The organism is Priestia koreensis, from assembly GCF_022646885.1.
GTDB lineage: Bacteria > Bacillota > Bacilli > Bacillales > Bacillaceae_H > Bacillus_AG > Bacillus_AG koreensis_A.
Genome location: NZ_CP061868.1, coordinates 3,125,052 through 3,151,135, shown reverse-complemented (window position 1 = coordinate 3,151,135; position 26,084 = coordinate 3,125,052). Strand labels below are relative to the sequence as shown.

At 41.0% G+C, this 26,084-nt stretch carries 27 protein-coding genes and 1 other annotated feature (1 of these 28 only partly in view); of the genes, 15 read left to right on the top strand and 12 right to left on the bottom strand.

The genetic code is table 11. The features are described 5' to 3' along the window. The first annotated feature begins 9 nt into the window (after positions 1-9). The 3 genes from hfq to IE339_RS16630 all read left to right on the top strand — a co-directional run bounded on the left by hfq (position 10) and on the right by IE339_RS16630 (position 2,424). Positions 10-234, top strand: a complete 225-nt coding sequence (hfq, locus tag IE339_RS16640; RefSeq protein ID WP_053401607.1) for an RNA chaperone Hfq — start codon at positions 10-12, stop codon at positions 232-234. A gap of 163 nt (positions 235-397) precedes the next feature. Next, a complete protein-coding gene (gene spoVK / locus IE339_RS16635) occupies positions 398-1,345 on the top strand; it encodes a stage V sporulation protein K (RefSeq protein ID WP_242169352.1) in 948 nt (315 codons plus the stop codon). A 332-nt stretch (positions 1,346-1,677) separates the two neighbouring features. Further along, a complete protein-coding gene (locus IE339_RS16630) occupies positions 1,678-2,424 on the top strand; it encodes an SDR family oxidoreductase (protein ID WP_242176221.1) in 747 nt (248 codons plus the stop codon). A gap of 50 nt (positions 2,425-2,474) precedes the next feature. Here the strand turns inward: IE339_RS16630 and IE339_RS16625 are convergent, their stop codons facing one another. Continuing rightward, positions 2,475-3,071 carry a trimeric intracellular cation channel family protein gene (locus IE339_RS16625; RefSeq protein WP_053401605.1) on the bottom strand — a complete coding sequence of 199 codons (597 nt, stop codon included), beginning with the start codon at positions 3,069-3,071 and terminating at the stop codon, positions 2,475-2,477. A gap of 214 nt (positions 3,072-3,285) precedes the next feature. On the opposite strand from IE339_RS16625, the gene hflX reads away from it, so the two are divergent. From hflX to glnA, 4 genes are all read left to right on the top strand, one after another. Further along, positions 3,286-4,536, top strand: coding sequence for a GTPase HflX (hflX, locus tag IE339_RS16620; protein ID WP_242176220.1), 1,251 nt, complete (start codon positions 3,286-3,288; stop codon positions 4,534-4,536). A gap of 15 nt (positions 4,537-4,551) precedes the next feature. Then, positions 4,552-5,820 (top strand): methionine gamma-lyase family protein, encoded by a 1,269-nt coding sequence (locus IE339_RS16615; RefSeq protein ID WP_242169350.1) that lies wholly within the window; start codon positions 4,552-4,554, stop codon positions 5,818-5,820. 313 nt (positions 5,821-6,133) lie between these two features. Then, the gene (locus IE339_RS16610) at positions 6,134-6,535 is read left to right on the top strand and encodes a MerR family transcriptional regulator (protein WP_242169348.1); all 402 of its coding nucleotides are present in this window, start codon (positions 6,134-6,136) and stop codon (positions 6,533-6,535) included. 86 nt (positions 6,536-6,621) lie between these two features. After that, positions 6,622-7,956, top strand: coding sequence for a type I glutamate--ammonia ligase (gene glnA, locus IE339_RS16605; RefSeq protein WP_053401602.1), 1,335 nt, complete (start codon positions 6,622-6,624; stop codon positions 7,954-7,956). A gap of 44 nt (positions 7,957-8,000) precedes the next feature. Here glnA and IE339_RS16600 read toward each other — a convergent pair whose 3' ends face one another. Both IE339_RS16600 and IE339_RS16595 read right to left on the bottom strand, forming a co-directional pair. After that, on the bottom strand, positions 8,001-8,561 hold the full coding sequence (locus IE339_RS16600) for an SMI1/KNR4 family protein (RefSeq protein ID WP_242169346.1): 561 nt from the start codon (positions 8,559-8,561) through the stop codon (positions 8,001-8,003). A 208-nt stretch (positions 8,562-8,769) separates the two neighbouring features. After that, positions 8,770-9,279, bottom strand: a complete 510-nt coding sequence (locus tag IE339_RS16595; RefSeq protein ID WP_242169344.1) for a peroxiredoxin family protein — start codon at positions 9,277-9,279, stop codon at positions 8,770-8,772. Positions 9,280-9,629: 350 nt separating this feature from the next. Here IE339_RS16595 and IE339_RS16590 point away from each other — a divergent pair, with 350 nt between their 5' ends. From IE339_RS16590 to IE339_RS16580, 3 genes are read left to right on the top strand one after another with little or no spacing between them, the layout of a single operon-like run. Next, positions 9,630-10,679 carry an extracellular solute-binding protein gene (locus tag IE339_RS16590; RefSeq protein ID WP_242169342.1) on the top strand — a complete coding sequence of 350 codons (1,050 nt, stop codon included), beginning with the start codon at positions 9,630-9,632 and terminating at the stop codon, positions 10,677-10,679. Next, positions 10,679-12,244: an ABC transporter permease gene (locus IE339_RS16585; RefSeq protein WP_242169340.1), complete on the top strand. Its 1,566-nt coding sequence runs from the start codon at positions 10,679-10,681 to the stop codon at positions 12,242-12,244. The genes IE339_RS16590 and IE339_RS16585 overlap by 1 nt, the downstream gene beginning before the upstream one ends. Then, positions 12,241-13,287, top strand: coding sequence for an ABC transporter ATP-binding protein (locus IE339_RS16580; protein WP_242169338.1), 1,047 nt, complete (start codon positions 12,241-12,243; stop codon positions 13,285-13,287). Before IE339_RS16585 ends, IE339_RS16580 begins: the two co-directional genes overlap by 4 nt. Positions 13,288-13,451: 164 nt before the next feature. Here IE339_RS16580 and IE339_RS16575 read toward each other — a convergent pair whose 3' ends face one another. Continuing rightward, positions 13,452-14,297 (bottom strand): aldo/keto reductase, encoded by an 846-nt coding sequence (locus IE339_RS16575; RefSeq protein WP_242169336.1) that lies wholly within the window; start codon positions 14,295-14,297, stop codon positions 13,452-13,454. Between the two features lie 143 nt (positions 14,298-14,440). After that, complete coding sequence (locus tag IE339_RS16570; RefSeq protein WP_242169334.1) at positions 14,441-14,851, bottom strand: MerR family transcriptional regulator; 411 nt, start codon at positions 14,849-14,851, stop codon at positions 14,441-14,443. A 182-nt stretch (positions 14,852-15,033) separates the two neighbouring features. On the opposite strand from IE339_RS16570, the gene IE339_RS16565 reads away from it, so the two are divergent. After that, complete coding sequence (locus IE339_RS16565; RefSeq protein ID WP_242169332.1) at positions 15,034-15,558, top strand: sigma-70 family RNA polymerase sigma factor; 525 nt, start codon at positions 15,034-15,036, stop codon at positions 15,556-15,558. Then, the gene (locus IE339_RS16560) at positions 15,551-16,567 is read left to right on the top strand and encodes a DUF4179 domain-containing protein (RefSeq protein WP_242169330.1); all 1,017 of its coding nucleotides are present in this window, start codon (positions 15,551-15,553) and stop codon (positions 16,565-16,567) included. The genes IE339_RS16565 and IE339_RS16560 overlap by 8 nt, the downstream gene beginning before the upstream one ends. A 71-nt stretch (positions 16,568-16,638) precedes the next feature. Here IE339_RS16560 and lgt read toward each other — a convergent pair whose 3' ends face one another. The 4 genes from lgt to IE339_RS16540 form a co-directional block, all read right to left on the bottom strand. Continuing rightward, positions 16,639-17,445 carry a prolipoprotein diacylglyceryl transferase gene (gene lgt / locus IE339_RS16555; protein WP_242169328.1) on the bottom strand — a complete coding sequence of 269 codons (807 nt, stop codon included), beginning with the start codon at positions 17,443-17,445 and terminating at the stop codon, positions 16,639-16,641. Positions 17,446-17,563: 118 nt separating this feature from the next. Further along, positions 17,564-18,397, bottom strand: a complete 834-nt coding sequence (locus tag IE339_RS16550; protein ID WP_242169327.1) for an STAS domain-containing protein — start codon at positions 18,395-18,397, stop codon at positions 17,564-17,566. Between the two features lie 171 nt (positions 18,398-18,568). Then, a complete protein-coding gene (locus IE339_RS16545; RefSeq protein WP_242169324.1) occupies positions 18,569-19,618 on the bottom strand; it encodes a ketopantoate reductase family protein in 1,050 nt (349 codons plus the stop codon). Between the two features lie 13 nt (positions 19,619-19,631). Next, the gene (locus tag IE339_RS16540; protein ID WP_242169323.1) at positions 19,632-20,378 is read right to left on the bottom strand and encodes an acetoacetate decarboxylase; all 747 of its coding nucleotides are present in this window, start codon (positions 20,376-20,378) and stop codon (positions 19,632-19,634) included. Between the two features lie 145 nt (positions 20,379-20,523). Here IE339_RS16540 and IE339_RS16535 point away from each other — a divergent pair, with 145 nt between their 5' ends. After that, positions 20,524-21,408, top strand: a complete 885-nt coding sequence (locus IE339_RS16535; RefSeq protein ID WP_242169320.1) for a LysR family transcriptional regulator — start codon at positions 20,524-20,526, stop codon at positions 21,406-21,408. A 179-nt stretch (positions 21,409-21,587) separates the two neighbouring features. Here IE339_RS16535 and IE339_RS16530 read toward each other — a convergent pair whose 3' ends face one another. The 3 genes from IE339_RS16530 to IE339_RS16520 form a co-directional block, all read right to left on the bottom strand. Further along, a complete protein-coding gene (locus tag IE339_RS16530; RefSeq protein ID WP_242169318.1) occupies positions 21,588-21,761 on the bottom strand; it encodes a DUF4083 domain-containing protein in 174 nt (57 codons plus the stop codon). Between the two features lie 142 nt (positions 21,762-21,903). Continuing rightward, positions 21,904-22,158 (bottom strand): hypothetical protein, encoded by a 255-nt coding sequence (locus IE339_RS16525; RefSeq protein WP_242169316.1) that lies wholly within the window; start codon positions 22,156-22,158, stop codon positions 21,904-21,906. Positions 22,159-22,322: 164 nt separating this feature from the next. Then, entirely contained in the window at positions 22,323-23,402 is a 1,080-nt protein-coding gene (locus tag IE339_RS16520; protein ID WP_242169314.1) for a major royal jelly family protein, read from the bottom strand. A gap of 255 nt (positions 23,403-23,657) precedes the next feature. On the opposite strand from IE339_RS16520, the gene IE339_RS16515 reads away from it, so the two are divergent. Both IE339_RS16515 and IE339_RS16510 read left to right on the top strand, forming a co-directional pair. After that, positions 23,658-24,944, top strand: a complete 1,287-nt coding sequence (locus IE339_RS16515) for an MFS transporter (protein ID WP_242169312.1) — start codon at positions 23,658-23,660, stop codon at positions 24,942-24,944. Positions 24,945-24,961: 17 nt separating this feature from the next. Next, positions 24,962-25,837 (top strand): LysR family transcriptional regulator, encoded by an 876-nt coding sequence (locus tag IE339_RS16510; RefSeq protein WP_347342730.1) that lies wholly within the window; start codon positions 24,962-24,964, stop codon positions 25,835-25,837. Positions 25,838-25,977: 140 nt separating this feature from the next. Continuing rightward, positions 25,978-26,084: a binding site (T-box leader), on the top strand (it continues 95 nt past the right edge of the window).

The window sequence follows — 26,084 nt, the reverse complement described above, 5'->3', positions numbered from 1 at the left end:
GGCCGAATAATGAAACAGTCGATCAACATTCAAGATCAGTTTTTGAACCAACTTCGTAAAGATAACGTATACGTAACGGTATACCTACTAAATGGTTTTCAATTAAGAGGCTTAGTAAAAGGCTTTGATAACTTTACTGTATTAGTTGAATCAGAAGGCAAGCAGCAGCTTATCTACAAGCATGCGATTTCAACGTTCATCCCAAATAAGAACGTGAACGTTGACTTAGAATAGAGTGGTGAAATCCCGTACATGGCGTACGGGATTTTTTTATGTCTAAGCGAGATGTTTTCGTCTTTTTCTCGAGAAGACAACATACACTTTTATGTATAAGAAGAGTACATTTGTTTCTTATAAAAAGCATCGGATACCGAAAACAGACAAGAGGTGATCGACCTTGGATCAACCCATGACTTTAAAGAACAACGGACAAATTAATATCATATTGAACAATGAGCCCGTAAAACCAAAGCCAAAGAAATTTTCCACGACGATTCCAAACCCGGTTGTACAGCCGAAAACGGTCATTCATCACCAGCCATTAAACGAAATTGAAGCGGAGTTAAAATCGCTTGTTGGGATGGATGATCTCAAGAAAATTATAAAAGAAGTGTATGCATGGCTCTATGTAAATAAAAAACGAGAAGAGCAAGGACTAAAAGCAGGCAAACAGTCGCTTCACATGATGTTTAAAGGAAATCCTGGAACCGGAAAAACAACGGTTGCACGTCTGATTGGAAAGTTGTTTCACAGTATGAACGTATTATCAAAAGGACACCTTATCGAAGCGGAACGAGCGGATTTGGTCGGTGAATATATCGGTCACACCGCACAAAAAACAAGAGACCTGATTAAAAAGGCGATGGGCGGTATTTTGTTCATTGATGAGGCGTATTCTCTCTCAAGAGGCGGAGAAAAAGATTTTGGGAAAGAGGCTATTGATACACTTGTAAATCATATGGAGGCCAAGCGAGAGGATTTCGTGTTGATCTTGGCGGGGTATTCAAAAGAAATGGAGAATTTCCTCACGCTAAATCCAGGTCTTCGCTCGCGATTTCCCTTTGTGATTGATTTTCCCGATTATGAGGTAGAGGAGCTTCTTGAGATTGCCGAGCAGATGATTGCGGAGCGAGAATACCGCTTGAGTAAGGATGCGTATTACAAGCTGAAGGAGCATTTTCTTGATATCAAATACAACCGCTCCTTAAAAGACTTTAGTAACGGTCGGTACGTGCGAAACGTCGTTGAGAAATCCGTTCGTGCACAGGCAATGAGGTTATTAATGGAAGATCGCTATCAGCGGGAAGAATTATTGACGCTGACTATGGATGATATTTCATTTTAACTAAAAACAAGAGAATCTCTTCGTTTAGGCGGAGAGTTTTTTCTTTGTTTGTTAAAGTGCAGTTTAACACTAGAAGCGCGAAAAAAGGTGACTTATCAGGTAGGTTTAAACAGGTAAAGGAGGGGTACATATTGACTGTGAATAAATAAATTAAGCAAAAACATTGAGTTTACGCTCTTTTACAAGAGCTGAAAAAGAAATAAAAATTTCTTTTGGAAAATCCTTGCGTTCAAGTTTACTTGAGGGATTAGTCTATTGGTGTAGCAAATAAATATGTGAAAACATCGAAAAAAGCTTCGGTTGTTTCGAAAAAGAAAGGAACGATGATGAGTATGTCTAATACAAAAGATAAAGTAGTGATTATTACAGGTGCTTCTAGTGGTATTGGAGAAGCAACAGCAAAAAATCTAGCTGAAAAAGGTGCAAAACTTGTTTTAGCAGCACGCCGTGAGGAACGTTTAAAATCCTTACAAGAAGAAATTACAAAGAACGGTGGACAAGCCATCTATAAAGTAGTAGATGTAACATCACATTCTCAAATGGAAGAGTTAGCGCAAGCGGCACTTGACGAATTTGGGCGTATCGATGTACTAGTAAATAATGCTGGACTTATGCCATTATCATTACTACGTAACAAAAAAGTGGATGAATGGAACACAATGATTGACGTAAACATCAAAGGTGTACTATACGGAATCTCTGCTGTTCTTCCAACGATGAGAGAACAAAAATCAGGTCATGTGATTAACCTTTCATCTGTTGCAGGTCATGCAGTTGGTGCTGGAAGTGCGGTATACAGCGCAACCAAGTTTGCGGTAAAAGCGATCACTGAAGGTCTTCGTTTAGAAGAATCTGCAGGCGGCAGCAACATCCGTGCGACAAACATCTCACCGGGTGCGATTGCAACTGAGCTTAAAGAAACAATTACAGATACAGATCTAAAATCAGGAATCGATGAGTTCTACAAAGGAGCGATCGAGGTAGAAAGCATTGCACGTGCGATTGCGTTTGCGATTGATGAGCCTGGCGATATCGCGGTGAACGAACTAATCGTTCGTCCTGTTCACCAAGAATGGTAAGAAACATAAAGACCAAAAAGCTGTCCTTTTCAGGGCAGCTTTTTTCTTTTTTACAATGATTTAATTGGTAAACGCCAGTGATACATATACGAACAAACGCGTAGCACCACAATTCCAAAGAATAGCGTATAGAGTTCAAGGGGTGAGACGATTACTTTGAAGCCAATTAATAGACCAGCAACAATTGCCCATACGGCATAGATTTCGTCTTTTAATACGGTTGGCTTTCGTCCTGCAAGGACATCACGAAGCATTCCACCGCCGCTCCCTGTGAGAACAGCTGCGACAATGACCGCGCTGAGCGGATGATCCATTTTGACTGCATAGAGCGCGCCTTGAATCGCAAACGCGGACAAACCGATGGCATCAAAGAAATTCCCCCAACGCTTCCAGTGACGAAGCAGGTTATGTGGAAACACGAACACCGCCGTCATCGCTAAAAAAGCGATATAGAAGAGAATGCTTTGGTCCCACAGTGCGGATACAGGAACCCCGATTAACAGGTTTCGTATGGCACCACCACCAAACGCCGTGACGATTCCTAATATGTAAACGCCTAAAATATCGTATTTTTCTTCCATTCCAATAATGGCCCCGCTTATCGCAAAGGCAATGGTTCCAATGATACTTAATACTTCCCATGTCATCGTTGCATTTCCTCTTTCGTCAATAATTTACAATCCTATCCTATTGTAGGAAGGGAGCGGAGAAATTTCAATCCTTTTTTTAAACTTTCACATAAAAGATGAAATGTTGTAAGAAAGCGCTATCTTGCTAGAGATATGAACGGTTTTCTGTTAGAATAAGAATGATTTTTACTAATTTCGTTCGTAAAGGAAGGAACGCTCATTGACCATTGAAATGAAGAATGAACAAGAAAAGGTTATTTTAGTCGGTTGTCAGCTACAAACAGAAGATGACGACCGCTTTCAATATTCCATGGATGAACTCGTCTCTCTAACAGAAACGGCCAACGGAAAGGTCATGGTCTCCGTTACGCAAAAAAGAGATCGTGTTCACTCAGCCACATACATTGGAAAGGGAAAGGTAGAAGAGCTTGTTCAGCTTGAAGAAGAGCTAGAGCCGGATCTTATTATCTTTAACGATGAACTATCCCCGAGCCAAATCCGCAATCTGTCTGCACAGCTAGACGCTAGAGTCATTGACCGCACACAGCTTATTCTAGACATTTTCGCACAGCGTGCTCAAACGAAAGAAGGGAAGCTCCAGGTTGAACTAGCTCAGTTAGAATACCTGCTTCCACGGTTAGTTGGTCAAGGTGCATCATTATCACGACTCGGTGGAGGAATTGGTACGAGGGGACCGGGTGAGACGAAGCTTGAGAGCGACCGTCGTCACATCCGCCGCAAAATTGACGACATTAAGCAACAGCTTAAAACAGTCGTTGAGCACCGTAACCGCTATCGCGAGCGCCGCAAACGGAATCAGGCGCTACAAATTGCGATTGTTGGTTATACGAACGCTGGGAAATCCACGTTATTTAACCGCATGACTGAAGCCGGTATTTACGAAGAGAATCAGCTGTTCGCAACGCTTGATCCGACGACAAGACGTCTCGCGTTACCGTCCGGCTTTCAAGCGCTCATTACGGATACGGTAGGATTCATTCAAGACTTGCCGACAACACTCGTTGCAGCATTCCGCTCAACGCTTGAAGAGGTACAGGAAGCGGACTTAATTTTACACGTCGTTGATTCGAGTAATCCAGATTACTACAACCACGAGCAAACGGTTCATGACCTGCTAAAAGAACTAGATGTATCAGGCATTCCGATGCTGACGGTTTACAATAAAAAAGATCTACAGCTTGCAGACTTCGTGCCGCATACGAACCGCTCTATCAACGTGAGCGCATTTGTAAAAGAAGACGTAAACGAACTTCTTGAAACGATCGAGCGCTATGTAAGAGAAGAAATGAAGTACTACGAACTGCACGTATCACCGAGTGAAGGTAAGCTTCTTGCCTCGTTGAAGCGCGATACGATTGTTGAAAAAATGACCTTTAACGAAGAAACGGATATGTATGAATGCGCGGGATATGCGCCGCAGCATCATCCGATTCACGTCGAAAAAAACAGTGAGAACGAGTAAGAAAGGAATTACAACATGCTAGAACAATTGCAACACGGACAGAAATTAGCACCACTTGTAGAAGAAGTAGAAAAACAAATCCGACCGATCCACGAACAGATCGATCGTAACATTGAAACGAATCAATACCGCGTATTAGAAAGCTTCCGTAAAAATCGTGTCAGTGACGCGCACTTTATTCCATCAACGGGATACGGATACGATGACATGGGAAGAGATACGCTTGAGACCGTATATGCAGATGTATTTGGAACGGAAGCCTGTATCGTTCGTCCACAAATCATCTCGGGTACTCATGCCATTAGCATTGCTCTGTTTGGCGTACTGCGCCCTGGAGACGAGCTTGTCTATATTACAGGTAAACCATATGATACGCTTGAAGAAATTGTCGGCATTCGCGGTTCTGGCGTCGGATCGCTAAAAGAATTTCACATCGGCTATCAAACTGTTGATTTAACAGCAGCAGGACAGGTAGACTTTGACGCTGTAAAAGCGACTATTTCAGAAAAAACGAAGATGGTCGGGATTCAGCGTTCAAAGGGCTACGGCGTTCGTCCGTCCTTTACGGTTGCTGAAATTAAGGAAATGATCGACTTTGTCAAAGGAATTAACCCAGAGATCGTCGTGTTCGTTGATAACTGCTACGGTGAGTTTGTGGAGCTACAAGAACCGAGTCATGTCGGAGCGGATCTCATTGCAGGGTCACTTATTAAAAACCCTGGTGGTGGCCTAGCGAAAATTGGCGGCTATGTAGCGGGACGTAAGGATCTTGTAGAAGCGTGCTCATACCGTATGACAACTCCTGGAATTGGAGCAGAAGCAGGAGCATCATTGTACAGCCTACTTGAAATGTACCAAGGCTTTTTCTTAGCGCCTCACGTTGTTGGTCAAGCGTTAAAAGGAGCGGTCTTTACGTCTGCGATGCTTGAAAAACTCGGCATGAAAACTGAGCCAAAGTGGAATAGCACAAGAACGGACTTAATTCAGTCAGTGCAGTTCGATGATCCAAAATTAATGGTCGCGTTCTGCCAGGCAATTCAATATGCTTCACCAATTAACTCGCACGTGACGCCGTATCCAAACTATATGCCAGGTTATGAAGACGATGTGATCATGGCAGCAGGTACCTTTATTCAAGGTGCAAGCTTAGAGCTAACGGCAGACGGTCCGATCCGACCACCTTATATCGCTTACGTACAAGGTGGATTAACGTATTCACACGTCAAAGTTGCCGTATGCTGGGCGATTAATGACCTCGTTGAGAAGAACTTTATTACCATTTGATAAATAGTGTGTAGAAGAGGCTTTTATGTCATAATAAAAATAAATTCTCCCCATTTATTTTTCATCCGCTTCGCCCCTACAAGGTGGTTTTAAGAAGGTTGGATGTATGGCATGACGTGCTTTTTTTCCAAATGTGGACGTCATTGTGCCCATTTTACCTCGCTCAGTTTGGTAAGGCAGTAACCCTCAGCTACTGTCATATCAACGGTTTGAGGTCCTATTTTAATTTCATGTAAGAAAAACTAACATTTAGTTGACAGATAAACTAACATAGCATACAATAAAAATGTGTTAAGAAAAGGAGGAGCGAGATATGAGTGACAACATTCGACGTAATACTCCACTGTTTCCAATTAGCATTGTGATGCAGTTAACAGAGTTGTCCGCTCGTCAAATCCGTTATTACGAAGAACATGATCTAGTAACACCTGCTCGAACAGAAGGAAAAAGACGTCTTTATTCATTCAACGATATTGATAAACTATTAGAAATTCGTGATTTGATTGAACAAGGCGTGAACCTTGCAGGAATTAAAGAACTTTTTAAAGTAAAAGAGAATGAAACAAAGCATACGCCAAACGAGCCTGTAACCGTAAAAAAACCGGATCTTTCAGACGAAGAGCTGCGTAAAATTCTTCGCACGGAATTGATGCAAGCCGGACGTTTTAATCGTGCAGCGCTTAATCAAGGTGACATGTCGCGTTTCTTTCATTAAGAACATTTCGTTTTAGGTATTTGCGTGCTTCACTAAAGAAGTAGCTTATATATACTTTTCTATTTATGTTTAGGGGAGGATTCATGATGGCAAAATTTACAAAAGAAGATATCGTATCAAAAGTACAAGAAGAGAACGTAAAGTATATTCGACTACAGTTTACGGATATTTTAGGGACAATTAAAAACGTTGAAATTCCAGTAAGCCAATTAGAAAAAGCGTTAGACAACAAAATGATGTTTGACGGCTCTTCAATCGAAGGTTTCGTTCGTATCGAAGAATCTGATATGTACTTATATCCAGATCTTGATACATTCGTTATTTTCCCTTGGACGCCAGAAAAAGGAAAAGTAGCTCGTTTCATCTGTGACATTTACAATCCAGACGGAACACCATTTGATGGAGATCCACGCAACAACTTAAAACGTGTTTTAAAAGAGATGGAAGAACTAGGATTCACAGACTTTAACCTTGGGCCTGAGCCAGAATTTTTCTTATTCAAGCTTGATGAAAAAGGTGAACCTACATTAGAACTTAACGACAAAGGTGGTTATTTCGACCTTGCCCCTACTGACCTTGGCGAAAACTGCCGTCGTGACATCGTTCTTGAGCTAGAAGAAATGGGCTTTGAAATTGAAGCATCTCACCATGAGGTAGCTCCTGGTCAACATGAGATCGACTTTAAATATGCAAGTGCTCTAAAAGCTTGTGACGATATTCAAACATTTAAATTAGTGGTTAAAACAATCGCTCGTAAGCATGGTCTTCATGCAACGTTCATGCCAAAACCATTATTCGGTGTAAATGGATCTGGAATGCACTGTAACCTTTCTTTATTCAAAGAAGGCGTTAACGCATTCTACGATACAAAAGGTGAGTTAGAGTTAAGTGAAACGGCACGTCAGTTCATCGCTGGTATCGTGAAAAACGCAACTAGCTTCACAGCTGTTACAAACCCAACAGTTAACTCTTACAAACGTCTAGTACCAGGATACGAAGCTCCTTGTTACGTAGCATGGTCTGCACGTAACCGTAGCCCATTAATCCGTATCCCAGCTTCTCGCGGCGTAAGTACACGTGTTGAAGTACGTAGCGTAGACCCAGCTGCTAACCCTTACTTAGCAATGGCTGTTCTACTTGCTGCTGGTCTTGACGGAATCAAAAACAAATTGGAAGCTCCAAAACCAATCGACCGCAACATCTATGTAATGTCGAAAGAAGAGCGCGAAGCTGAAGGAATCGTTGATTTACCAGCTACACTTGCTCAAGCATTAGTAGAGTTCAAAAAGAACGAAGTAATGGTTGGTGCACTTGGCGAGCACATCACAGAACATTTCTTAGAAGCAAAAGAAATCGAGTGGGATATGTTCCGCACACAAGTTCACCCTTGGGAACGCGACCAATACATGAGCATGTATTAATAAGAATAGCCCTTGACGCTGTAGGCGTTGAGGGCTTTTTTGTTTTAAAGGTCATAATAATTGCTAGCCGTGTGAATCGGCCACCACCAAAACTTTTCTCCCTGACACATAATAAACCGGTCTAGCCATAGCTCAAAGTTCATACGTAAAGGCTCGGAATCTTTCAGCTGATCGATATGGTCTTTCCAAAACAAATAATTCGCTTTCTGCTGTGAAACGAGCTTAGAATTGATGACGATATTGTCTTGATAGATATAGGCTATTTCGTAGTGAGCTTCAAATCCCTCGTCATTACAATTCTTATCAATAGCTTGCCTAATCATGTCTAAACTGTAAAATATCGCTTCTCCTCCATAATTCACATCGTCAAATAATCGGCAACCGTTCGCCAGTTTTAAGAACTCTTTGTAGTCACTTGGCAACACATAGCCCGTTTCTTTTTCGAAATTATGGATGTCTGCATCACTCGCAGGGGCATTGAACGTACACGTAGCGTTATACACATAACCGCTATTAGCTTGAATTTGTAGTATATTATCGTTTTCACTTAGCCTTTTCTTTAACGAGCTTATCGTTTGCTTAACGATGTCGCCTTTTGTAATCATTCCACTATCCTCCGCTTGATATAGTTTAAATTCTTTTTTTACTATTCTGCAATGAACATGAAAAACCTTGATGAGCTCTTAAATAAAACGTGATAAAGGAAGAAAAGGGAAGGAAATGAACGATGGTGTAAAATTCGATCATCAACACAACAAAAGCGCTCATTCTCCCAAATGGAGATGAGCGCTTTTGTGCACGATAATAAATGTCTTAGTCTGATTTTAAGTTCTTTTTGATGTACTTAACGATCTTACGAAGCTCTGTTGTTGAAGGGCGACCGAATGGGCCTGTTTGGCGCTGCTGATATAGCAGTTTTCCTTTTTCATCAACAAGGAAGTAAGCGGGTTCTCCGTGGGCACCGTGATCCTCATACGGCGCATCTTCGCCGTGGTAATACACGTCAAATGAATTAATTGCTTCTAAGCTCTCATCTGATAGCATCGTGAACGATAAGTTTTCTTCTTCTGAAAAGCTCTTTAAGCTGTCTAATTTCTCACTAGAAATCGTAATTAAATGGACGTTTTCGCCTTCAAAAAATCCTTTGCTTTCCTCAAGGTCGTTTAGCTCACTTTTACAAACCGGACACCATGGTCCTCGGAAGAACACGATAAGGTGCCAGCTTTGATGCTGGTCCTGATGTTCGCTAAAAGAAAACGTTTCTCCTGTTACTGTTGGAAGAGTAAAGGATGGGATTTTGTCGCCTAATTGAAATTTTGTCATAGTGTAATTCACTCCTTTGTTTCATTAGTACCCGTAATTGAACTGGGTGCAAACCACTCGATGTGCTCGAAATGATGTTAGGGACGTTTTAACAATAAGAGGTGAGGGAGAATGTGTATAAAGTCAGGTCGCCTTCAGTCTTGAATGTGAAAAAAGAACGCCTCGAATAAAAAAGTGGCCTTTGTGAATGAGAATCTTTTTCAATTAATCATTGACGTCAGACATCTTCTTCTTTATACTTATAAGTGATAATAATTATCAATATCAGTACTGATTTTGTTTAACAATGGATTACGTACAACTATTTTACATACTAATAAACTTACATAAGAACTTAGGAGGACGTAGACATGAACGTACATACATACGCAAAAAAATGGGCTGTTGCAGCTGCATCAGTCGTGTTAGTAGGGGGACTCGCTGCGTGCGGAAATGGCAGTGACCAAAGTTCAGGTGATAAAAAAGAAGCACATACGTTAACGATTTATAGCGGTCAGCATAAAGAAGTAACGGATGCGCTAGCGAAGGATTTTACAAAAGAAACGGGCATTAAAGTAAAAGTTCGTGAAGGGTCTAGTAATGAACTTGCTCATCAAGTAGCAGAAGAAGGGAAGAACTCACCTGCGGATATTATTTTTACAGAAGAAACGGCTCCGCTTGTGATGCTTGGTGAACAAAACTTATTAGAAAAAACAGATTCCAAAGCACTGGGTCATGTGGACAAGCAATATGAAGACCCAGACGGTAAATGGGTCGGATTACTCGCACGCTCTCGTGTTGTCGCATACAATCCGAAAGAAGTAAAAGAGAGCGAGCTTCCAAAGTCCGTATTTGATTTTGCGAAACCAGAATGGAAGCAAAAAGTAGCATTTGTTCCAACGAGTGGAGCATTTACAAATCAAATTTCTGCCATGATTAAGCTGTACGGGAAAGATAAAACAAAAGATTGGTTAGAAGGATTACAAAAATACGGAAAGCAATACAAAAACAACAAAATGGCGTTAGATGCAGTTGAAAAAGGTGAGGTAGGCGTTGCGCTTATTAATAACTACTACTGGGATAACGAAGCGAAGGAAAAAGGCGCAGACAACATGAATTCCAAGCTGTACTACTTCGGTAATGGAGATATTGGCGATATGATTTCATTATCCGGAGCAGCAATCGTAAAAGCGAGTGATAATAAGAAAGACGCACAAAAATTCATGGAATTTGCGACAGATGTGAAGGGGCAACAAGCATTAACAGAAGCGAGCTCACAGTATCCGTTAAATGCGAACGTTGATACAAAAGGAATGAAGCCTTTTTCTGAATTGAACCCGCCTAAAAATACGCTGGACTTAGGGAAATATTCTGATGGTGAACAAGCATTAGAACTTCTTCAAGAAGTCGGGTTATTATAATGAAGCTAGTCGAGCTATTTAAGGGAAAGGGGCCGCAGCGAAGAACATCGCTGTTGCTCCTTTTACCTGTTTTTTTATTTATTTTCATTGCTTGTCTACCATTCTTATACATTATCATTCGTGCACGTGAAGCAGGTTGGGAAACCGCGATACACCTTATTTTTCGCCAGCGCGTGTATGATCTCCTAAAAAATACGCTGTTGTTAGATGTTACCGTCACCATTACGTCGATGGTCATTGGCGTGGCGACCGCTTGGTTCATTGAGCGCACAAACCTGTGGGGAAAACGAGTCTGGAACGTACTTATTACGCTTCCATTTGCTGTTCCAGCGTTTGTCTCGAGCTATAGCTGGGTGTCACTGAGTCCAATTTTTGAAGGGTTCTTCGGCGCGTTCGTTGTCCTTACTCTATACAGTTATCCCCTCGTTCATTTACCAGTCGCAGCGGCACTACGCGGGATGAATCCTTCGTTAGAAGAAGTCGCACATTCGTTAGGATACGGGCCATGGAAAACATTTTGGCGCGTTACCTTTCCTCAAATGCGACCTGCCTTGTTTGGGGGAGGATTATTAATTGCTCTGCACACGTTAGCGGAATTCGGGGCATTGTCATTACTACGTTTTGATACGTTTACAACCGCTATTTTTGATCAATATACGATGGCCTTTAACGGAGCTTCGGCGGCGATGTTAACGACCGTGCTGCTATTTTTATGCTTATTATTTATTGGTCTTGAGCTCTATATAAGAGGGAAAGCAAAATACACTCCGGTCGGAAGTGGCGTGTCTCGAAAACAGGAACAGCGATCACTAGGAGCTTGGGCGCCGTTGGTTCTTGTAGGATTTTTGGCGCTAACTGTAATTGCCGTAGGAATTCCACTTGGAAGACTCATCTACTGGCTTTTGAATGGATCTTCTGCTCAATTTCCATTAGCAGAGATGGGACATAATCTGCTCACAACTTTATCGTACGGTCTAGGAGGAGCTGTAGTGACAGCGCTAGTAGCCCTGCCGCTTGTGATGCTGTCGCTTCGTTACCGAGGATCACTGTCCGTCTTGTCAGAACGCGTTCCCTATGTCGTTCATAGCTTGCCTGGTCTTGTTATTGGATTAACGCTTGTCTTTTTTGCTGTAAGATATATGAACCCTATTTATCAAACATCGATTTTACTAGTCGTTGCCTATGTACTGCTGTACGTTCCGCTTGCTCAATCATCGATTCGTGCCTCTTATGAGCAGGCACCAGAGCGTATTGAAGAAGTCGCAAGAACGCTAGGGAAACGTCCCATTACGGTCTTTTTCACCGTGACACTGCCGCTCATTCTTCCGGGAATTGGGGCAGGTATGGCGCTCGTTTGCCTAAAAATTATGAACGAGCTCACGGCAACGCTGCTACTGAGACCAACAGGTGTCGATACACTCGCCATCAAGGTGTGGCAGCACACAACAAACTCTGAGTTTGCAGCGGCAGCACCGTATGCAGCGCTACTTATTTTAATTTCGAGCTTACCTGTATATGTGCTAACAATGCGCTCGTTTTCAAGTAAAAGGAGAGAAACGTTATGACGGCATTATCAATTAAAAATCTTTCAAAAAGCTTTGATGGCGTAGACGTGATTAAAAACGTAGCGTTTGATTTGCCAAAGGGGAAAATGCTTGCGATTTTAGGGCCATCGGGATGTGGAAAAACAACGTTGCTACGAAGCATCGCAGGGTTTGAAATTCCTCATTCAGGATCAATTGAAATCGGTGACCAAGAAGTGTTTAATGAACGTCGTCATCTCGCAGCGGAGAAAAGAAGAATTGGATACGTGCCACAAGAAGGGGCGTTATTTCCGCATTTAACAGTCGCGCAAAACGTCGCGTTTGGGTTACCACGAAACGCCAAGAGAAACGAACGAGTACTCGAAATGCTTGAGCTTGTGGGAATGCAAGGGTTTGAGAAGCGCATGCCTCACGAGCTCTCCGGAGGTCAGCAGCAGCGTGTCGCCCTTGCGCGTGCACTAGCACCTGACCCTGCGCTTTTATTACTCGATGAACCGTTTAGCGCCTTGGACACAGGATTACGAGCAAAATTGCGAGAAGATATTAAGTATGCGTTAGAGAAATCGAATGCAACCTCGATTATGGTTACTCATGACCAAGAAGAGGCATTCTCAATGGCAGATATTATTGGGGTAATGAGAGATGGTGACCTTATTCAAATTGCCGAGCCAAACGATATTTATACCAATCCGAAAGACCTGAAAGTTGCTACGTTCGTTGGAGATGCTGTACTTGTAGACGGATATGCAGAGAATGGCTATGTTGATTGTCCGCTTGGGCGCTTGTCACATCAAGAAAAGTCAGTAGATAACGCTCACGTAACGGTTATGATTAGACCAGAGCAATTAACGATTGATGCCATTGCAGAAGGGATAAAAGCCAAGGTCGTGAAAACAACCTACTTTGGACATGATTCCCTAATTGATATGACTCTTGGAGAAAGGGATGACAGCTGTTCGGTTTCAATCCGCGTGCTAGGAAAGCCGCATATAATAAAAGGCGACGAAGTTGGTCTCCGAGTAAACGGTGACGTGGTGATCTACGAACAACAAAACAGCCATTAATGTATATCGAACCTGAATGTGCCTTCTTATTTTACCTGTGGCGACAACGAAGCCTTTTTATAAATGGAACGGGTTTAGAAATATAAAATAGTAAAAGAAAAAGGGTTGTCCATAGTAGCTATGACTACTATGGGCAACCCTTTATTTAAATGCTGTGCATTAGTTTAAAACTTGATTTGTTGAAGCATTTTGATAAAGTTTGGGTCTCGATGAGAGAAAAACAAGCTTTCTTTTGTATCGAGCGTTGCAATGGACTGCATGTCCTCGTGACTTAATTCGAAGTTCATAATGTCAGCATTTTCGATAATTCGTTCTTTGTGAACGGATTTTGGAATGACCACAATCCCTCGTTGATTTAGCCAACGAAGAATGACTTGTGCAACAGATTTTTGATGCTTTTCAGCTATCGAGACAAGTAATTCATTCTCAAAAATATTGTTTTTTCCTTCCGCAAATGGACCCCATGACATAATTTGTACATCGTGCTCCTTCATTACGTCATTGCTTTCGACCTGCTGGCAGAAGGGGTGCGTTTCCACCTGATTTACCGCTGGTACAATTCGATTATGCATAATCAAGTCTACTAGGCGATCCGGGTAGAAGTTGCTTACGCCGATCGCTTTAATTTTGCCCTCATCATATAACTCTTCCATGGCGCGCCAAGAGCCATACACATCTCCGAACGGCTGATGAATTAAATATAGGTCAATATAATCGACTTGTAGTCGTGCTAATGATTTCTGAAACGCTTCTTTTGCTTTTTCATATCCAGCGTCTTGAATCCAAAGCTTTGTTGTAATAAAGATTTCTTCTCGTGGAATCCCACTGCGTCTAATTGCGTTTCCTACCGCTTCCTCATTTCTATAAGCCGCGGCCGTATCGATCAGTCGATACCCAGCCATAAGCGCGTCGTAGACGGATTGCTCACATTGTGTGGCATCGTTAATTTGATAGACCCCAAATCCTACTGCTGGCATTTTGACGCCGTTGTTTAAAGTAACGTGTTTCATGTAAAGTTCCTCCTTACGTTCAGTTCCGTTGAGCAGCATCGTATTTTGATGCGCTATAAGAATCCTATCACCTTCGAGTAACACGAAGTCAACACTTTTGAGTAAGAAGAGAGATGGTTTTATGAAAAAGTTCCTTAATCGCTTTAAATGGTCTGTTTTCGGAAACTGTTTGCTGGATTCATATTATCTGGCGTTACGCCATTTAAAATATCTTCATAATGCTTTACTTTGTCAAACATAAAAGTTGCCCGTTCCTGTGCTTCCTTTAACTGCTGAAGAACGTTCTCTTTTTGTTCTAACAGGATTTCATGACGCTGTGTAATCGTAGATGGCCCTTCTAGGCATAAATCGATATAATTTTTAATCGCTTCAATAGTCATGCCGCTTTCTTTCAGGTATTTGGCTCCCTTTAGCCAACTAATAGACTCTTCATCAAATAATCGAACGTTGTTCTTATCACGCTGTAAACTCGGAACGAGCCCTTGATCTGTATAATAGCGAATGGTGTGTTCAGTAAGATCAAGCAGCTTAGCCACTTCTTTTACGGTATACACAAGAATGACCTCCCTAATAGTTATCTCTTAACAGTCTGCCTTCATAATCGAAAAGACACGGATGTATGGTTTGATTCAGTATTGTATCAAAATAGGAAAGAGATGAACACATATTGAGTAATTAAATTTATTGCAACGTTTTTTTCCTATTGACTGTCTAACAGATAGAAGGAGGCGAAAAGATGCTAGACGAGAGAAAAGTAATAAAAGCTATGAAAGGAAATGAGAAGGCGTTTGAAGATCTCATTCATGATGAAAAGGAAAAGCTTTTTAGGATGGCTTATTTGTATGTGAAAGATAAGGAGGATGCGCTAGATGTTGTCCAAGAAGCTGTATATAAAGCATTTGTATCAATTAAACACCTACAAGAGCCCCACTATTTCTCAACATGGATCACCAAAATTTTGATTCGTGCTGCGCTTGATTTTATAAAAAGAAATAATCGGTTAAATGTCGTTCCCATTGAGGAGATCGAGAGACTAGATTATGGTGAGAGAAACATCGATGACAGACTGGATATAATGACAGCAATTGAGTGCCTACAAAATCCATATAAAACGGTCATTATTCTAAGGTATTACAAAGATTTGTCTATTAAACAGATAGGAGACGTTTTGGATTGTCCGGAGGGAACGGTTAAAGCCCAGTTACATAGAGCGATTAGTAAATTGAAATTCCATTTAAAAAGGAGTGTATCGAGTGAATGAAGATTTAAAAGATCATGTAAAGTTAGGGCTAGATCAAATAGACATACCGAAGGACTTACTAGATCAGAGAATTAAGGCAGCGATAAAACGAGGGAGAAAAGAACAACATCTCTTTAAAACGAAATGGCTGTATATGAGCGGTGTGGCAGTGCTTCTCTTATCATTATTAGTTAGTTCGGCTTTTATTTCGCCATCCATGGCTAAGGTAATTTCCTATATTCCGTATTTAAATCAAATTATTGGGCCTAAGCAGGATATTGTTACTGAAATTTCAGAAGCCCTCATGGAAAAAGGGTATGAGACTTCTGGCGTTGGTGCTTCAATGCCAGAAAAAATTCTGACCGTCACTGTTAATGGATCTGAGAACTATTTTAAGAAAGTTAAAGGTGCAATAGAGGAAGACGTGAGTGGGATTTTAAAAAGACGAGGGTACGATACTTATACACTTAATGTGGTGAAAGATAATCGCTCAAAGCAAGTATTTACGGCTGATCAGCTTGCTTCTAACCAAGCATATCAAAAAATATCCGCGTTGCTTATAAAGGATTTAAAGAAGTACAGGTTACGATCGTTCGCAATTAATAACGACTTGAGCGAAATGACGATTTATATTCCAACTACGGAAACAAGAATTAGCGAACTAAAAAATAGCATTAGCTCCACATTAAGTAGAAATCATATCAAACCAATGGCCATAAAAGTTGAAAAAATCGACCTTGCAAAAAGAAACCGTGATCGAAAATGGGTGAAAATATTAAATTTAGTAGGGGATGACCTTCTAGGAAAGAAGGAGTACAACGTAACAACGGTTGGTTACTCCATTAATCCTGAGCCAGAAATTCAGGCATTCATAGGTTTAGCCAGCACGGATCAAGATGCGCAGCTGTTTGCTAAACAACTTAAAACGGTTATAAGCTATTTTCTATCATCAGAAAAGATGAAATCACGAATTGGGAATGATCCGTATCATATTACGATCTACGGTAAGGATAATAAAATCATTTATTAATCCTCGGCAACGGAAAAATTTCGATTAAGATAACAAAGCACATCATGACTCCAACATGATGTGCTTTTTATTTAAGCCTTATACGAAATAAGCTCTTTGTTTCGACGTCGGTACCACATAAGAATGATACTACCAATTAAGCAAACGGCTGATACGAGCTGTGCAATGCGAATATGTGACGTAAGCATTAGGCTGTCCGTTCGCATTCCTTCTACCATAAAGCGGCCAATTGAATACCATGCAAGGTAGGTAAGGAACATCTCGCCACGCTTCAGGTTCGCTTTTCGAAGGGAAAGTAAGATAATAACGCCTACAATGCTCCATAGCGATTCATATAAAAAAGTAGGTTGGTAATAGGTCCCGTCAATATACATTTGATTAATAATGAAGTTTGGTAGGTGAAGAGACTCTAAAAAGCTTCTGCTCACAGCATCGCCGTGTGCTTCTTGATTCATAAAATTTCCCCAGCGACCGATTGCTTGTCCTAGAAGGAGGCTTGGTGCCAAGACGTCAGCCATCTTCCAAAACGAAAGGTTTTTCTTTCGGCAAAACACAATCGTAGTCACAACGGCACCGATAATGCCCCCGTGAATGGCGATTCCTCCGTGCCACACAGCGATAATCTCGCTCGGATGCTGTTTGTAATAGCTCCACTCAAACGATACGTAATAAATACGTGCAGTAATGATAGCGATCGGAAGGGCGAACATAATAAGATCGATAATAGCATCGGGATTAATTCCCCTTTTTTTACCTTCCTTGATCGCAATTATTAATCCTAATAAAGCGCCCATGGCAATAATGACACCGTACCAATGAATTTCTAAAGGTCCTAAATGAAGGGCAATTGGATTTAACGGTTTAATTTGATCAGACAAGTGAAAACTCCTTTCTGTGTTGCAGCAACAATTGTTTCATTGTGTATGTATTCATTATAATGAATTTTAAATAATAGCGAAACCCAAAACATAACAAGACAATTGTTTTTAGAAATAGTTAAGGCTGAAACGCCAACGCTTGCGAAAGGCTGGACCTTATTTCAATTCCTTCAAAAATCATGCCAAGACGAATCGCACCTTTTGCGACTTCTTCTCGAATTCCACAAAGAATCGTCTCGGTTCCAACTAGTCGGAGAGAATCAATTAATTGAAACAGCTGATGACCAACAATTCGATTTACAATGACAACACCAGATAGATCAATATACAGCTTGGCAATCTGTGTTTTTGTGCATTGTTCTAATACGTTTTCTAAAATCATTTTTGCGCGTTCATCATCAATTGTTCCAACAAGTGGAAGAAGAGCGCTATGGCCATTTAAATGAATAATGGGGGTGCTTAATTCATTAATAAGTTCCCGCTGTGCCTCTAGTCTTATTTGTGCGGCATGATGAGATTCTTGTGAGAAGGCAAAAATGATGTCATCAAACGTAGACGTAATAGCGTGCTCCCACGCTCGTGCTAGCTGTTCCGTCACTTCTTCTTGATGGTTGGAAATGTATTCGTCCAGAAGGATAAAATAGAGCTCGCGATTTTTCATGAACTCTCGAACGACGAGATGAAGAGGGGTGTGCTGGTACTTCACATCTTGGGCCACCTTTTTAATCCAAGGATGAAACCGATCGTTAAAATCACGCTGGCTGAGTAGAAACACTTCGCAAAAGTGGAACTGAAATTCATCATGCTGTTCCTTTAACTGCTTGATGACTGTAGGGTCAGTAGAAGAGTAAATACCTTTCTCATCACATTTGTTTAAGGAATTGTACCATTTGTCTGTGAGCTCTGGGATTTTGTCTACTAAAAAAGTATATAACGTCTGATTTCTATGCATAGCGCCTCCGTGGTACGTAGTATTTAGTTGCTGTTCCTATTCCATCATATACTTCATGTGATCAAAGCGCCAACCGTAAGTCTTATAGATCTCGAGACAAGGAGGGCATATGTAAGTGAAGACTGTTAAAAGACAAAAGAGCCTCTAGTTTCCTAGCGGCTCTTAGTTTAGTTAATTAATCATAGACGGAGAAGCACTGCGAATCAGTAATTCAAACGGCTGAATGTTTTTGCTGAATGTCGGTACGTTTTGTAATTGTTCCGCTTCTTCCACTAAAGTGACAACTAAGTCATTAAAAGGTGTTTCAATTTCTTTGCCCTGAGCCATTTTTGGAACAACGCCATTAATATATTGTACCTCTGTTTTGCGTTTCTTTTCTAAATCTTGAAGCATACTTGCTTTTAGTAGTCTAGAAGGTTCCATGACTGCACGAAGTGTTTGAACGCGATCAGGAATGTCGCTGTCACTTGTCAGTTCGAGTGAAGCGATATCAAATCCATTCATTTTCGCAAATGTCACGTGATTGGCATGTCCTACTTTAATCGTTTCATCTGCAATATGAACAGCGCTCACAATACCTGTTTCGCTATCAAGAACATCTCCATATTCCCCGTTAAGCGCGGCGGACAATCCGCTAAATGCATTGTTAATAAGAAGCTTTGACCATTTTGTTCCGACCAAGTTATCAGAGATATGCGTACCACCCACAAGGTCTAAAGCAGATTTTATACGCTGAATTCTTTTCGTTGTTTCCCCGTTTAACTCGCCAATTTGGAACGCATATTTTTTAAATTGCGTGTATTCCGTCGTCAGTCTAGAAACACCTGGCTCGATAAAAGTGGCACCGAACTCAACGGAACCCGCAATGACGCGATCTGCTCCTACAACAGATGCCACGCTTTGCTCAGGTATACCGTTCTGTAGAGAACATACGACGCTGTCATCATGTAGAAATGGTAGTAGTTCTCTTAAAATCGTTTCGTTGTACAGTTGCTTTGTTAATAGTAATACCAAATCATATGTTCCGGATTTGTTTTCCGGCGTAATCGCTTTTACGTTGGAGTGAAATTCCGTTGTTCCGATTACGTTTGCTCCGCTTGTATTTAATGCTTCTACATGTGCCTCGTAAGTATCAATTAATTGGACGTCCATTCCACCGTCAGCTAAATATGCACCAACGATTGTTCCTAATGAACCTGCACCTAAAACAGCAATTCTCATTTTGTCTTCCTCCTTATTTTTCCTCTAGATAGTTATAGACAGGTTGTGCAGCATTTAGCGTCAAATCGGTAAGGATATGAGAGGCTGAAACAACTTCTAACACGGGTAGATCGGCAAGCGGTGCTAACGCGTGCTCGAACAGCTGAAGTCTTGCAGGACCCGTCCATGCTTCCTTAATCGTAATGTCTGTAATTTGTGTTCGCACTAAGTCACAAATGCTGAGGTTACCCTCATAATCGGTCGTCATTTTAACCATAAAGGTCGGACGGCAAATTTCCTTTTTCGCTTGTTCCTTATCTGTTTCAACGTGCTTATAGCCCATCGTTGCATTTGCGATGCGCATCGTTCCGTAATCAAGCGTTCCGACAAGCGTATCAGAATCGATATATAGTTTTGGTGAGCCAAGCTTTTTCGGATAGGCGGTAAGCTCACGTCCGCTTGCAATAGCAGGGAAGTTATCGACATACATCGAATGAATGTAGTCACCTTCTTCTCCGTTAAAACGAACGGGGATCACTTGACCCGATTCCGTATAGGCTCCAAGTCCAGACACATCTGGCATCCACATCACTTCGAATTTGACGAGTGGCTTAATAATTTCAAGTGGCTCCGGAACAGCTTCACGAAGCGCTTTTTCATCTGTACGGTATGTAATCGTCAAATACTCACGATTAATAAATTTATAGGGTGGCATCGGATAAGCAGGTGCGGTTAACGGTGTAGTTAGATTTTTGGCGATGTTGCTTACATCAATTTTCATGGTAGAACAGGACACCTTTCTCATTTGAATGAATCGTTTAATGTTTGATAACTCTTCAGAAATAGCTTACACCGAATTTTACATTTAATCTAATACATAATAAATTATATATATATTTACTAAAATAAATGAAAAGGTGAAAGCAGTGGAGCTACTTCAACTAAAATATTTTCAAACGGTTGCCTACACGGAGCATATTTCAAAAGCCGCCACACAATTAAATATTGCGCAGCCATCGCTAAGCTTAACGATTAAACGACTTGAAGATGAGCTACAGACGAATCTGTTTGATCGAAAAGGAAGAAACATTCAGTTAAGTTCATCAGGAAAAATTCTCTTAAAGCATGTGAATCGAATTTTTACAGAAATTGAAAATGCGCAAATGGAGATTAAAGCAGAGGAACATCAAATGCTAAATAGTATTAAAATATCCATCTCTAACTCACGATTTCTCACAGGACTGATTAGTGGATACATTAATGAGTTTCCACACTCAAAGATTCTTCAGGGGATTGGTATAAGAGATGAAATTATGACGAGCTTGAAAAAAGGGGAAATTGACCTTGGGATTACAGGTCACCCAATTGAAGATGACGAAATTGAGAGCCACGTTCTCATTGATGAAGATATTGTACTTGTCTTGCCTTATGGGCATCGATTAACAGGAAAAGGCGATATTTCACTGCGTCATGTTTCAAATGAGGTCTTTATTACACTTGCCAATAATGAAGAGTACAGCGACTTTACAACGATGCTTTGCGAAAAAGCAGGATTTACACCGACGATTGCCTTCGAGGTAGATTCGAGCCTGCTTGTGGAAATTATCAAGCTTGATCAGGGAGTGGCGCTTCTGCCTATTTCCGTTTGCAAGGCGCTCGGGTTGAATTACATTAAAATTAAGGATAGCGCTGCTACGTATTCAGTGGGGTTATCATGGTTAAAACATAAACGTTTATCTTCTGCGGTTAGCGCATTTCGGGACTTTATCGTTTCATATTATCATGAGCATCAGCATCTGTTTAAAGCATAGAAAGGATAGAAGAAGTGGGCGTATCTTTTAACCCATTATCTTTATAAAGTACATAAAAAAGAGCCACTTTTATGTAAAGGGGCTCTTAATCGTAGGTGTTGAATGACTGGCTTGTAGTAAGATTTAGCTTTGCATTCTAGAGTGCTAGTACTACGCTAATCTATTTAAAAGGATCAGTTTTAATGCTTGTTCAATCGTTCTTCTACGTCCTGAATCTTCTGTTCGATGCGATCTAGCTGTGTTTTCCGCTTTTTATTTGAACGGAAAAAAGCCACGATAAAATAGATTACAAATACGAGAAGTGCGAGAAAGACAAGCTGATAGATCGCATCTCCTATGTTAAAAGTACTCACTAATGATTCCTCCTTCTTTCGAATACATTCTTATTTTACTTTAGATAAGAAGGAAGAAAAAGATAATTGAGAAAAGAATGTAAAAAAAACCAAGCTCAGGAAGATCTGAGCTTGGTTTTTTGTAGAGCGTTCAGTAGGGTAGTTACATTAACATTGAAGTTACTGGGATAACTCCTCCTATAAGTAGTACGAGAACATTGCCTAAAACTCCGGCAATTTGTAGCCCACCTTTTGAGCTCTTGAAAGCCAATAATACACCTGAAATGGATAGAAGAATAAGAAGAAAAACAAGCGCTTTTCCGGGTAAAAACTCAACGGTGCGTCCAAATAATGAAGCAATGTAAATGAACACGGAAAGAACGAGGATTAAAACAGAGGTAAATCCAAACTTTTGCACGTTTATCCCACCTTTCTGTTAGTTATTAATCCAATACCCTAAGACATGGTTTCTAATACTCCTAAATGCTAGATGGGATAGAAGTTTGGGGAGTGGAAAACAAAAAACGAGCAACAGGAATTTTCTGTCGCCCGTTTTTGGGTAGAAGAAAATAAACGTTAGAATTACGATGTAGGAGCAGGGTTCTGCCCAATTTTGAGGCGAACAAGCGCGTAAGGTTTTTCTCGTAAATCTTTTCCGTAGTGAAACCGTGCCTGACGGTGAAGCTGATTAACGATAACGTATAAATATTGATCAGGTCCAATTGAGAGCGTATCAGGCCATAACAAAGTAGGGGTATGGACAATGGTTTCGATCTCCCCGTTTGGACGTATTTTGCGAATGGCGTTGTGCTCATAATCGCCCGCATAAATATTGCCATGTGCATCCGTAATCATTCCGTCTGATGCGCCTTTTTCACCCCAGTACTCCACGTGATACAGCAATTCATGATCAAGGATGCGCTGATCTCTGAGCACCTCTGTCGAAATCGCAAAAAGGTGCCTGCTTGAAAGAGGACAGAAGAAGAGCTTTCGACCATCAGGTGAAATCGCAATGCCATCTGATGCCATTTGCAGCGGCTCCGTTTTGCCATCCTTGCTTCGATCCATTAAAAGCGCTCCTTCTACCTTTGGGACAAAGTAAGGATCAGGTGAAGTTGATTTGGCTCCGTCTAAGCGGCGGAAAGCGCGCCCGTTCTCTAAGTCAACGATAATAATACCGGCTGATCCTGAATCCGTGATGTACGCATAGCCTGATTTACCAACACGGTAATCAATGCGTACGTCATTCAAATAGGTTTTATCCAGCACAACGTTTGGTTGAAATGTATACGTGCGTTTTATTTTATTTGTCTTTAAGTCAATCGCAACGAGCTTTGCACCGCCTTTCATCGGCTTTGAAAAGTTTGGTGAGCCTGTGTCCAATACCCAAAGCGTGCCCCTTCCGTCGGCCACAACGCTTTGAACGCTAATAAACGTAGCGGAAGGCTGAACTTTATCATTGCTCGTATTGACCTCGAGATTTGGATAGGCTTTTAGCGTTCCGTTCACAATTTCTCCGACCGTAAACGGAACATCGTCTCCCCATTTTGGAAAACAGACGAATATTCTTCCCGTTTCTGATATCGTCACACCTGTTGGCATAGCACCAGAAAACGTATGAACAACCTCGAGCTGACCAAAAAACTTCTCGCTTGGCAACATAAAAACTCCTCCTCTATGAACGCAGATATAACTTATATATGAGAGGCGATCAACACTCGTGCATGGACGATAAAAGACGCAGAGGCGAGAGAAATACGAGAGATATAATGGATAAAGAAGAAATGGAGACGAAGAGCGGTAGATGAAACAACTATCGAAAAAATCAATACTTGCATTCATAAACTTCAATTTTACTAATATCGTTGAGAAAGGTATGGTAAAGTTAGGAATTACATAGAGAAAGAGGGGAATGCAATGGAGAAACGAATCGGTTTTAAATCGTTTCATTACGGGTGGATTATTGTCATTGTAACGTTTTTGACCTTGCTTGTTTCAGCAGGTATTCGGTCGATACCAAGCGTGTTAATGATCTCATTTCAAACAGAATTTGGATGGAGCCGAACCAGTATTTCAGGCGTTATTTCTATTGGCATTCTTTTATACGGCTTAACGGGTCCTTTCAGTGCGGCGCTGCTTCAGAAGTATGGAATTCGCAAGGTTATCGTGATCTCTTTAACCGCATTAGTAATTAGTTTAGCCGTCACTCCTTTTATGACTGCTTTGTGGCAGTATGAAATACTATGGGGAGCTGTTACTGGGCTTGCTACAGGGATGATGGCAAACGTACTAGGTGTCACCGTCAGCAATCAGTGGTTTGTAAAGCGTAAGGGACTGATAGTCGGACTACTGACGGCAAGCGCTGCTACTGGTCAGCTCCTTTTTTTACCACTCATGGCCAAACTAACGGAGGAAGTAGGGTGGCGTCAAGCCCTTTTTGCAGCCTGTTTCATCACGCTCTTTACACTAATCGTCGTAGCGATATGGATGAGGAATCATCCCTCTCACATAGGCTTGCCTTTATACGGAGAAGGGGAGGTTGTGAAGCCAACTCCATTTAAAGGTAATATCTTTCTTACACCTATTAAGACATTAGGAACTGCTTGGAAAAGTCGTGCATTTTGGCTTCTTGCCGGAACTTTCTTTTTTTGTGGCTTTTCTACCAATGGCTTAATTGGCACTCACTTTATACCAGCAGGACACGATCATGGAATTCCAGAGGTAACAAGTGCAGGGTTATTGGCGCTTATGGGAATATTTGATCTCGTTGGTACCACGTTATCTGGCTGGCTATCAGATCGTTATGATAGTCGAAAATTGCTATTTTGGTATTATGGTCTCCGAGGACTGTCGCTCTTGTTTTTACCTTATGCTTTTGAGGGGCATCATGCATTTCTTCTTCTTTTTTCAGTATTTTATGGTTTGGATTGGATCGCCACTGTTCCTCCTACAGTGAAGCTTGCAACAAATGAATTTGGAAAAGCAAATAGCGGGATGATTTTCGGATGGATCGTGGTTTTTCACCAAATTGGTGCCAGCGTTGCTGCTTATGGAGGCGGTATTTTGAGGGATACGCTAGGGAGCTATAATCTTTCCTTCTTATCAGCTGGCGCTGTGTGCTTATTATCCGCTCTGTTAGTACTTCGTATTTCGAAAGTGGACATCATGACTGAAGAAAAAACAGCTCTTTTAGAAAAGTCATAGGGGGAATCGACTTGGAAGTGAGGCACTTTATAACATTTAAAACGATATTAGAAACAGGAAGTTATACATCGGCTGCGGCCAGGCTCGGATATACACAATCAACCATGACATCCCATATTCAGGCATTAGAGAAAGGTCTAGGAGGACCATTATTTCACTACAGTCAAAAGAAATTGCAGTTAACAATAATTGGTGAACGAGCACTTCCCTTAGTTAATGAATTATTAACCACTTATCAGCATCTCACAAATCTTAAAACGAAAAGGGAGGTAAGCGGTGAGTTAAGAATTGCTGCTCCTGAATCACTGACAATCTATCGATTAGGACCAATTTTACGTCAGTTTACCCAACGCTATCCAAACGTGAAACTAATTTTAAGTAATGGAACATGTAGTAAAAATCAAAAGGAAGTGGTAGACGATGTTGTCGATATTGGGTTTGCTCTATTGCCAAAAGTGAAACAAGATCATCTCATTGAATACTGTTTACAAAGGGAACAAATCGTTTTGGTGACGAGTAAAATGAGATCATCTCAATTTGGTGACTACACAAAGGCAAAGAATGATGATTATTTCGTAACAAATGAATCAGCCTGCAGCTACAGAGTAATGTTTGAGAAACATATGGAGACGACCTATGGAGCGAAATTTAATACGATGGAGCTTTGGAGCATAGAGGCTATAAAAAAATCAATCCTTGGCGGGTTAGGTTTTTCTTTTCTTCCGTACATAACGGTGAAGAAAGAAATCGAAAAAGGTGACCTGCAATTAATTAACCACGAGGAACAGTTTGACAATATTTACGCCTATATGATGGTGAAATCAAAAAAATGGCGTTCGTTAGCTGCAGAGAAGTTTATGGAAATGACGATGGAACATGCAACGACATGGTGATGTAGTAGTCTTCTTTGAATCTTTGTTCGAGAATGGTTTCATTAGGCAATCTCCTTTTAATGAATACGGTTTGAAATAATGTATATTAAAACTTTATCTTGACAATAATTGACGTATTATTTAAAATTTATGAAAATATCTAATAAACGAAGAGAAGGAATAGTAAAATAGTCAATTTCTTTCCAGAGAGGGTGCAGATTGGTGAGAGGCATCTAAGAAACATTATTTGAACCTGCCTTTGAGTTCT